Origin of the sequence: Microbispora sp. NPDC049633, from assembly GCF_040675265.1 — a bacterium.
In the GTDB taxonomy this organism is placed as follows: domain Bacteria; phylum Actinomycetota; class Actinomycetes; order Streptosporangiales; family Streptosporangiaceae; genus Microbispora; species Microbispora maris.
In genome coordinates this window covers 1-8,258 of sequence record NZ_JBFAOO010000266.1, presented here as the reverse complement: position 1 = coordinate 8,258, position 8,258 = coordinate 1, and the positions used below count along the sequence as shown (strand labels likewise).

The following is an 8,258-nucleotide window of genomic DNA, read 5'->3' as shown; positions in this document are numbered from 1 at the left end:
GAGGCGCTGGCCGACATCAGGGACACCGGCCACCGTGTGCTCGAGGACCTGCGCCTCGGCGGCCGGCCCGCTCGCCCCGGCGTACTGCGCGGCGCTCGCCCGCAGCACCATGGCCCCCACGTGGTGGGCCACGATGTCGTGGACGTCCCTGGCGATCCGTTCCCGCTCGGCGAGCCGGCCCGCCCTGGCCCGCTCCGCGGCCAGCTCGGCGGCGTGCCTGGCCTGGGCCTGCCGCACGCCGACGTAGCGGCCGATCGCCACGGGGGCGGTCACCATCGTCATCAGGGCGACCACCCGGAAAGGCGTGATGTCGGCGGGGTCGTCCACGACCACGACCGCGGCGACCGAGCAGGTCAGCGCGTACGCCGCGGCCAGCCACGGCCAGGCGGCGCGGGTCGCGAAGACGCCGAGGGCCACCAGGGTGAGCAGTTGCAGGCTGCTGCCGGTCCTCGGCGCGTATTGGTCGGCCAGGAGCAGCGCGGCGCTCTCCAGCAGCAGGACCGCGCCGGGCAGGTGCCGCACGACGCCCAGGGCGAGCCCCGCGAGCATCACCCCGAGCGCGACCGCCCACACGGGCACCGCGCCGCCGTGCCAGTAGGGCCAGGTGGTGAGCACCGACAGCGCGACCCCGCCGCCCGCGAGCAGCAGGTCGAGCAGCGGCGCCGGGTCCTCCTTGCGGCGTCCCTCCTGCCCGCGCAGATAGCGGCCGATCAGCACGGGAGCCGCGATCAGTCCGGTGGAGTAGAACCAGGTGTTGCCCGTGAGGGCGACGCCGGGGTCGGCGAGGTTCACCGCCGTCGCGGCGGAGGCGAGCACGGCCGCCGGCGCCGTCCAGCGCCAGCCGCGCGACCGGGCCAGCACGCCCACCGAGATCGGCAGCAGGACCTGCAGGGTGTTGACGGTGAACGCGCCGAGCTGGTCGCAGATCACCAGCAGCGCGGACAGGTAGACGGCCACCGCCCCGGGCCACCGGCGCAGCAGGCCCATCGGCAGCCCGGCCAGCAGCGCGAACCCCATGCCCACCCACACGGGCACGGAGCCGCTCCAGGAGCCGGCGCTGACGAGCACGTCGAGCCCGGTCCCGCACACCGCCAGCCCGATGTCGAGGGCCGCCCCGCGTGGGAACGCCAAGGGCCTGCCGGTGAGGATCGGGCGCGTCGGGGGCCACCGCATGAGGGAACGCTACCGTCCGCCCGCGCGGTGGCCGGTCCTCCGCCCGGAGGACCCCCCTCCTCCTTCTGGCCGGTGCCGCCCCGCCGACCGGCCGCCACGTCGGTCCGGAGGGGGGGCGGCCGGGCCCTGGCCGCGGGCCTAGCGTCGCGGCATGACCAGCGAATCAGCGATCCTCTTCGGACAGTTCCTGCGCTCCCCCGCCGCGACCGGGGCGGTCGCGGCCAGCTCACGGCGGTTGTCGGAGGCGGTGTGCGTGCCGGTGCCGGAGCGCGGCGACCCCGTCGTGGTCGAGCTCGGGCCGGGCACCGGCCCCTTCACGGCCGAGATCCAGCGCCGGCTCGGCGGGCGGGGACGGCACCTGGCGGTCGAGATCAATTCGCGGCTGGCCGGCCGTCTCGCCGCCCGCTGTCCGGGGGTCGAGCTGGTGGTCGACGACGCCGTGCGGCTGCCGGAGCTGCTCGCCGGCCGGGGCGTGGCCGCCGCCGACGTGATCGTGAGCGGGCTGCCCTGGGCGGCGTTTCCCCCTGCCCACCAGGCGGGCCTGCTGCGCGCGGTGGTCGCCTCGCTCGCGCCGGGGGGCGCGTTCACGACGTTCTCCTACGTCCACGCCCGCGCCCTGCCCGCGGCCCTGCGGTTCCGCCGCAGGCTGGGCCGGGAGTTCGAGGAGGTGGTGGCCGGGCGGACGGTGTGGCGGAACCTGCCCCCCGCCTTCGTCTACCACGCGCGCCGCCCCCGCCGATGATCTCGCAGCCCGCCGAATGTCGTTCTAGAGTGGCGGGCATGGACTTCACGCTGCCGGAGAGCGCGCAGGCGGTGCGCCGGGGCATCGCGGACATCTGCTCGCGCTACGACATGGACTACTGGCAGCGCTGTGAGGCGGACAAGCGCTGGCCGGAGGAGGTCTGGGCCGATCTCGCCAAGGGCGGCTGGCTCGGCCTCGCCGTGCCCGAGGAGTACGGCGGAGGCGGACAGGGCCTGCTGGAGCTGGCCGTGGCCACCGAGACCCTGTCGGCCTCCGGCTCCGCCGGCGGCTCGGCGTTCATGTACGTGCTGACGCCGGGGTTCGGGGCGCTCACGCTGGCCAGGCACGGCACGGCCGAGCAGAAGGCCGCGCTGCTGCCGAAGCTGGCCACGGGCGAGATCGAGACCTGCTTCGCGCTGACCGAGCCCGACGCCGGGTCCAACTCCCTGGCGATCTCGACCTTCGCCCGCAGGGACGGCGACGACTTCGTCGTCAACGGCCAGAAGATCTGGATCACCGGGGTGCAGCGGGCTGCCTGGATGCTGCTCGTCACCCGGACGATCCCGGCGGCGGAGGCGAAGCCGCGCACGGACGGGCTGACGGTGTTCCTCGTGAACGTGCCGGAGGCCGTGGCGGCGGGGCGGCTGTCCTACCGGCCGATCCCGAAGATGGGCGCGAACACGACGCCGTCCAACATGGTCTTCGTCGACGACCTGCGGCTGCCCGCCTCCAGCGTGCTCGGCGAGGTGGACCGGGGCGTGGCCGTGCTGTGGGACGTGCTGAACCCGGAGCGGATCCTGCTGGCGGCCAGTGCGCTCGGCGGCGCCGAGGTCGCGCTGCGGGTGGGCGTGGACTACGCGAGGCAGCGGGAGGTCTTCGGCCGCCCCATCGGGGCCAACCAGGCCATCGCGTTCCCGCTGGCGCAGGTCAAGGCCAAGATCGAGCTGGCCAGGCTGATGCTGTACAAGGCCGCCTGGTCGTTCGACAACGGGCTGCCCTGCGGCACCGAGGCCAACATCGCCAAGCTGACGGCCTCGCAGGCCGCGTGGGAGGCCGCCGACGCCGCGTTCCAGACCCACGGCGGCATGGCGTACTCGCTGGAGTATCCCGTCGCCCGGCTGCTCGCCGACGCGAGGATCGGCAGGGTCGCGCCGGTGACCGAGGAACTGCTGCTCAACTATCTGGCCACTCAGGTGCTCGGCCTGCCGAGGAGCTTCTGACCGCTCGCGCGCGGGGATCAGGACCGGAACCGGGGCGGGCGCTTCTCGCGCAGGGCCCGCACGCCCTCGGCCGCGTCCGGGCCGGTGAACCCGAGGAACTCCATGGCCAGCGACGCGTCGAACGACGGCCCGGCCATGCGCAGCCAGTTGTTCAGCGCGTGCTTGGTGAGCCGGATCGCCTCGGCCGAGCCGGCGGCCAGCCGGGTCGCGATCTCCAGCGCCTTGCCGTGGACCTGGTCGTCGTCGACGCACAGGCTCACCAGGCCCATCGCCTCGGCCTGCTCGCCGGTGACCGGCTCGCACAGAAGGAGGTGGTACTTCGCCTTGGCCATGCCGCACAGCAGCGGCCAGATGATCGCCGCGTGGTCGCCCGCCGCGACGCCGAGCCGGGTGTGGCCGTCGATGATGCGGGCCGTCCGCCCGGCGACCGAGATGTCGGCCAGCAGCGCGACGGCGAGCCCCGCCCCCACCGCCGGGCCCTGGATCGCGGAGACGACCGGTTTGGAGCAGTTGAGCACGTTGTAGACGATGTCGCGGGCCTCGGCGAAGACCTCCAGGCGCGTGGCGTGGTCGCGGATCATCTCCTCGATCATCGACAGGTCGCCGCCCGCCGAGAACGCCTCGCCCTCCCCGCGCACGATCACCGCCCGGACGCCGTCGTCGCGGTCCACGTCGCGCCAGATCTCGGCCAGCTCGCGGTGACCGGTGCGGTCCACGGCGTTGCGCCGGGACGGCTCGCTGATCACGATCCGCAGGACGCCGTCGGCCGCCCACTCGGTGCGCAGCTTCTCGTACTCCCTCACGACGCGGATCCCGGTCCTGAGGGCAGGCGCAGCGCGTCCCTGAGCCGGGCCGCGAGGAGATCGCGGCCCTCCAGCGCCTGGTCGAAGAACCCGGGCAGGCCGAGGAAGCCGTGCAGGGCGCCCTCGAAGCAGTGGTACTCCACGGGTACGCCCGCCCCGGCGAGCGCCCGCGCGTAGGCCTCGCCCTCGCCGCACAGCGGGTCGCACTCCGCCGTGATCACCGTCGCGGGCGCCAGGCCCGACTTGTCCGGCAGGTGGAGCGGCGCGAGACGGGGGTCGCGGAGGTCGGCCCCGCCCGCGTACTGCTCGATGAACCACCGCATCTCGGCGGCGTCGAGCCCGAACCCCTTCGCGTACGTCACGTAGCCGGGCATGTCGCCCGAGACGTCGACGACCGGGTAGATCAGCGCCTGGTGGACGAGGCGCAGCCCGGCGTCCCTGGCCAGCCAGGCCGCCACCGCCGCGAGGTTGCCTCCGGCGCTGTCGCCGACGACCGCCACCCTGCGGGGGTCCGCGCCGTAGGAGGCGGGGCGGGCGTGCACGTCGCGGACCACGGCGAAGGCGTCCTCGGCGGCCGCGGGGAACGGGTGCTCGGGCGCGAGACGGTAGTCCACCGAGACGACGACCGCTCCGGTCCGGTGGGCGAGGTCGCGGGCGAGGGCGTCGTTGCGCTCGACGCTGCCGAAGACCCAGCCGCCGCCGTGGAAGTACACGAGCACCGGCAGCGGACGCCCGTCCGGCTCCGGGCGGTAGATCCGGACCGGCACCCCCGCCGCCGTCTCGTCCCTGACCTCCGGCAGGGCGATCCGCGGTCCGCGCTGCCCGGCCACGCCGTCCAGAGACCGCATCCGGACGATCTGCTCGCGGGTGAGGGAGGCGACGTCGACGCCGAGATCCGAGGGGAACAGCTTGAGGTAGGCCTCAGCCTGGGGATGCAACGCCATGCCCCGCACAGTAACAGCGCCCGCCTGCGGCACCGGAGATCACGGGCGGGCCGCGTCCACCAGCGCCTCGACGAGGCGGTTGTCGGCGCCGCGCTCGGGGTGCCACTGGACGCCGACCGCGAACCGGTGCCCCTGCAGTTCGACGGCCTCGACGATCTGGTCGTCCGCCCAGGCCACCGCGATCAGGCCGGTGCCGAGCCGCCGGACGGCACGGCGGTGCGCGCCGGCCACCTCCGCGCGGTCGCCGACGGCCTTGCCGAGCCTGCTCGACACGCTGACCGTGACCACATGCCCGGCGCTCTCGTGGCGGTCGTGGCCGACGGCCTCCCGCAGCGACGTGATCAGCGTGCCGCCCTGGGCGACGTTGAGCACGTGCATGCCCCGTGAGATCGCCAGCAGCGGCACGTCCGCCTCCACCGCCGCCTGCGCCAGCGCCGTCTCGAACCGGTCGCGCTGGGGCTGCGGCGCGCCGAGCCCGTCGTCCGGTTCGTCGGCCGGGACCTCGCCGTACAGCGCGGGGTCCACCTCGACGCCCCCGGCGAGGACGACCGCGTCCAGGCGGCGCACGTAGTCGCCGGCGGACACCGGGCTCAGCGGCGGCAGCAGGACCGGCGCGCCGCCCGCCTTCTCCACCGCGCGCGCGTACGCCCGGGGCGAGACCGCCGCCTCACGGACCCATGTGCCCCAGCGCGCGGCCTCGAGGTAGGTGGTGATGCCGACGATGGGACGCGCCATGGGCCATCTCCTGGGGTGTGCGAGCAGGCAGGCCCATCATGGCGCAGATCTTTCCTCTGTTTGCCGATTTTCACACTAGTCACACCAGTCACAGCGTGAGCGTCACGATAAATAACGAAGTGTTCACAGTCGGTTGCCTTGCGGGGAATCGGTTGTGGCGCCCGGGAGCGAGTGGAACACTCCCGGTTGAGCGATCGGTCGAGCCGGGGCCGCCGGCGCTCGTCACCCGGAACCGTCAGGGAGGTGGATCGACAGACCGGAGCACGATTCCGGTCCCTAGGGTGGGACACAACTGATGCCGCTGAATCCGCGCCTCGTCAAGGAGAGCTTCTCGGTCGTCGAACCCGTCGCCGGGAAGGCCGCGGGGTACTTCTACGGACGACTGTTCACCCACTGCCCGCACATGCGGGGGATGTTCCCGCCGGGCATGGAGGTGCAGCGCGACCGGCTCTTCAACGCGCTCACCAGGGTCGTCTGGATGCTCGACAGCCCCGAGGGGCTGGCGTCCTATCTCGCCCAGCTCGGGCGGGACCATCGCAAGTACGGCGTGTCCCCCGAGCACTACACCGCCGTGGGCAGCGCCCTTCTCGCCACCGTCAGGCATTTCGCCGCCGACATCTGGACCGAGGAGATCGAGGCCGCCTGGACCGAGGCGTACGCCATGGCGGCGAAAATCATGATCGACGCCGCCACCGCGGAGACGACCCCGCCCTGGTGGCTGGCCGAGGTGACCGACCACGAGCAGCGCACCCGGGACATCTCGGTGCTCACGCTGCGGCCCTCGCAGCCGATGGACTTCGTTCCCGGCCAGTACGTCACGGTCCAGACGGCCAGATGGCCGCGGGTGTGGCGGCGCTTCTCCATCGCGAACGCGCCCCGCCCCGACGGCACGCTGCGCCTGCACGTGCGCGCGGTGCCGGGCGGCTGGGTGAGCACCGCGCTGGTCCGCCACACCCGCGTCGGCGACCAGCTCCTGCTGGGCCCGCCCGTGGGCACGATGACGCCGCCCGAGTCCGACCGGGACATCCTCTGCGTCGCCGGGGGCACCGGCCTCGCGCCGATCAAGGCCGTCGTCGAGCACGTCATCGCCTCCGGCGACCGCCCGAACATCCACCTGCTGTTCGGCGCCCGCCACGCGCGCGACCTGTACGACATGCCGGACCTGGCGAGGATGGAGGCCGCCTTCCCCTGGCTGCGGGTGATTCCGGTGGTCTCCGACGACCCCGCCTTCGACGGGATGCGCGGCCGGCTCCCCGACGTGGTCGAGAGGTTCCACTCCTGGGCCGACCACGAGACGTACGTCTGCGGCCCGCCCGCGATGGTGAACGAGACCGTGCGGCGCCTCCAGTGTTCGGGGGTGCCGCTGTCGCGGATCCACCGCGACCCGGTCCAGAGCACCGCTTGACCGGAACCGCGAGCGGGCAGGGGGGCTTCCTGGCAGGATCGAATCGAAAACACGATCGAAATCGGCACATGGGAGGACCAATGCCCGCACTGCTCGCCATCGGCACCCGAAAGGGACTGTTCCTCGCACGCTCCTCGGGAGGCGGGAAATTCGAGGTCGAGCCCGTGCGGTTCTCCACGATCGGGATCCACTCGGTCGCGATCGACACCCGCGGAAGCACGCCCCGCCTTCTCGCCGGGATCGAGTACGGCCACTTCGGCCCGTCGGTGATGTGGTCCGACGACCTCGGCGAGACGTGGCAGGAGGCGCCGGCCCCGCCGGTCGCCTTCCCCGAGCGCACGGGGGCCGCGCTGGCCCGGGTGTGGCAGCTCCAGCCGTCGCCGGCCGAGCCGGACGTCGTCTGGGCGGGCGCCGAGCCCGCCGCGCTGTTCCGGTCGGAGGACCGCGGCGCGACCTACACCCTGGTCGACGGCCTGTGGGACCACCCCACCCGGCCGCGGTGGCAGCCCGGCGGCGGCGGACTGTGCCTCCACACGGTGATCCCCCATCCCAGCGACCCGCGGCGCATCGGCGTCGCCGCCTCCGCCGTCGGGTTCTTCCGCAGCGACGACGCGGGGGCCACCTGGCGGCCGTCCAACAAGAACATCCGCGCCCCCTTCCTCCCGGAGGGCGCGCAGTATCCCGAGTTCGGGCAGTGCGTGCACAAGGTGGCGCAGCATCCCGCCGCGCCCGAACGGCTCTACCTGCAGCACCACTTCGGGGTCTACCGGTCCGACGACTTCGGCGACTCCTGGACGGAGATCGGGTCCGGCCTGCCCTCCGACTTCGGGTTCCCGATCGCCGTGGACCCGGACGACCCCGACCGGCTGTACGTCTTCCCGCTGCACGGCGACGTCGACCGGACCCCGCTCGGACACCGCTACCAGGTGTTCCGCAGCGACGACGCCGGGGCCACCTGGCAGGGCTTCTCCGCCGGGCTGCCCGAGGGCCCGCTGCACGCCTCGGTGCTCAGGGACGCGATGTGCGCCGGGCCCGCCGGCGTGTTCTTCGGCACCCGGGACGGCGAGGTGTACGGCTCGGCCGACGCGGGCGAGAGCTGGTCGCTGCTCGCCCGCCACCTGCCCGACGTGCTGTGCGTGCGGGCCGCCGTCCTCTGACCCGCAGCGCGGCCTCGGGGGGGGCCCACAACCGGCGGCCCCGGCGGCGCACCCAGGGGGGGTAACACGGTGCCCAGCG

At 73.8% G+C, this 8,258-nt stretch carries 8 protein-coding genes; 4 read left to right on the top strand and 4 right to left on the bottom strand.

Going from position 1 to position 8,258, the window contains the following annotated elements; genetic code table 11:
* A partial coding sequence (locus tag AB0J39_RS36180; protein ID WP_363473127.1) for a histidine kinase occupies window positions 1-1,173 on the bottom strand: 1,173 nt, incomplete at its 3' end.
* A 151-nt stretch (window positions 1,174-1,324) separates the two neighbouring features.
* Between AB0J39_RS36180 and AB0J39_RS36175 the strand changes: the two genes are divergently transcribed.
* Both AB0J39_RS36175 and AB0J39_RS36170 read left to right on the top strand, forming a co-directional pair.
* Window positions 1,325-1,915, top strand: a complete 591-nt coding sequence (locus tag AB0J39_RS36175) for a methyltransferase domain-containing protein (protein ID WP_363473126.1) — start codon at window positions 1,325-1,327, stop codon at window positions 1,913-1,915.
* A gap of 38 nt (window positions 1,916-1,953) precedes the next feature.
* Window positions 1,954-3,135 carry an acyl-CoA dehydrogenase family protein gene (locus tag AB0J39_RS36170; protein ID WP_346229669.1) on the top strand — a complete coding sequence of 394 codons (1,182 nt, stop codon included), beginning with the start codon at window positions 1,954-1,956 and terminating at the stop codon, window positions 3,133-3,135.
* A 17-nt stretch (window positions 3,136-3,152) separates the two neighbouring features.
* Here the strand turns inward: AB0J39_RS36170 and AB0J39_RS36165 are convergent, their stop codons facing one another.
* The 3 genes from AB0J39_RS36165 to AB0J39_RS36155 are packed head-to-tail and all read right to left on the bottom strand — an operon-like array spanning window position 3,153 to window position 5,617.
* A complete protein-coding gene (locus AB0J39_RS36165; protein ID WP_363473123.1) occupies window positions 3,153-3,938 on the bottom strand; it encodes an enoyl-CoA hydratase/isomerase family protein in 786 nt (261 codons plus the stop codon).
* Window positions 3,935-4,882 (bottom strand): alpha/beta hydrolase, encoded by a 948-nt coding sequence (locus tag AB0J39_RS36160; protein ID WP_363473121.1) that lies wholly within the window; start codon window positions 4,880-4,882, stop codon window positions 3,935-3,937. Before AB0J39_RS36160 ends, AB0J39_RS36165 begins: the two co-directional genes overlap by 4 nt.
* Before the next feature lie 39 nt (window positions 4,883-4,921).
* Window positions 4,922-5,617, bottom strand: a complete 696-nt coding sequence (locus tag AB0J39_RS36155; protein WP_363473119.1) for a gamma-glutamyl-gamma-aminobutyrate hydrolase family protein — start codon at window positions 5,615-5,617, stop codon at window positions 4,922-4,924.
* A 295-nt stretch (window positions 5,618-5,912) separates the two neighbouring features.
* On the opposite strand from AB0J39_RS36155, the gene AB0J39_RS36150 reads away from it, so the two are divergent.
* Both AB0J39_RS36150 and AB0J39_RS36145 read left to right on the top strand, forming a co-directional pair.
* A complete protein-coding gene (locus AB0J39_RS36150; protein WP_363473117.1) occupies window positions 5,913-7,022 on the top strand; it encodes a globin domain-containing protein in 1,110 nt (369 codons plus the stop codon).
* 80 nt (window positions 7,023-7,102) lie between these two features.
* A complete protein-coding gene (locus tag AB0J39_RS36145) occupies window positions 7,103-8,179 on the top strand; it encodes an exo-alpha-sialidase (protein ID WP_363473116.1) in 1,077 nt (358 codons plus the stop codon).
* Window positions 8,180-8,258 lie beyond the last annotated feature (79 nt).

Coding starts and splice junctions, on each gene's coding strand:
- AB0J39_RS36175 (WP_363473126.1), top strand. CDS start 1,325: ATGACCAGCGAATCAGCGATCCTCTTCGGACAGTTCCTGCGCTCCCCC.
- AB0J39_RS36170 (WP_346229669.1), top strand. CDS start 1,954: ATGGACTTCACGCTGCCGGAGAGCGCGCAGGCGGTGCGCCGGGGCATC.
- AB0J39_RS36160 (WP_363473121.1), bottom strand. CDS start 4,882: ATGGCGTTGCATCCCCAGGCTGAGGCCTACCTCAAGCTGTTCCCCTCG.
- AB0J39_RS36155 (WP_363473119.1), bottom strand. CDS start 5,617: ATGGCGCGTCCCATCGTCGGCATCACCACCTACCTCGAGGCCGCGCGC.
- AB0J39_RS36150 (WP_363473117.1), top strand. CDS start 5,913: ATGCCGCTGAATCCGCGCCTCGTCAAGGAGAGCTTCTCGGTCGTCGAA.
- AB0J39_RS36145 (WP_363473116.1), top strand. CDS start 7,103: ATGCCCGCACTGCTCGCCATCGGCACCCGAAAGGGACTGTTCCTCGCA.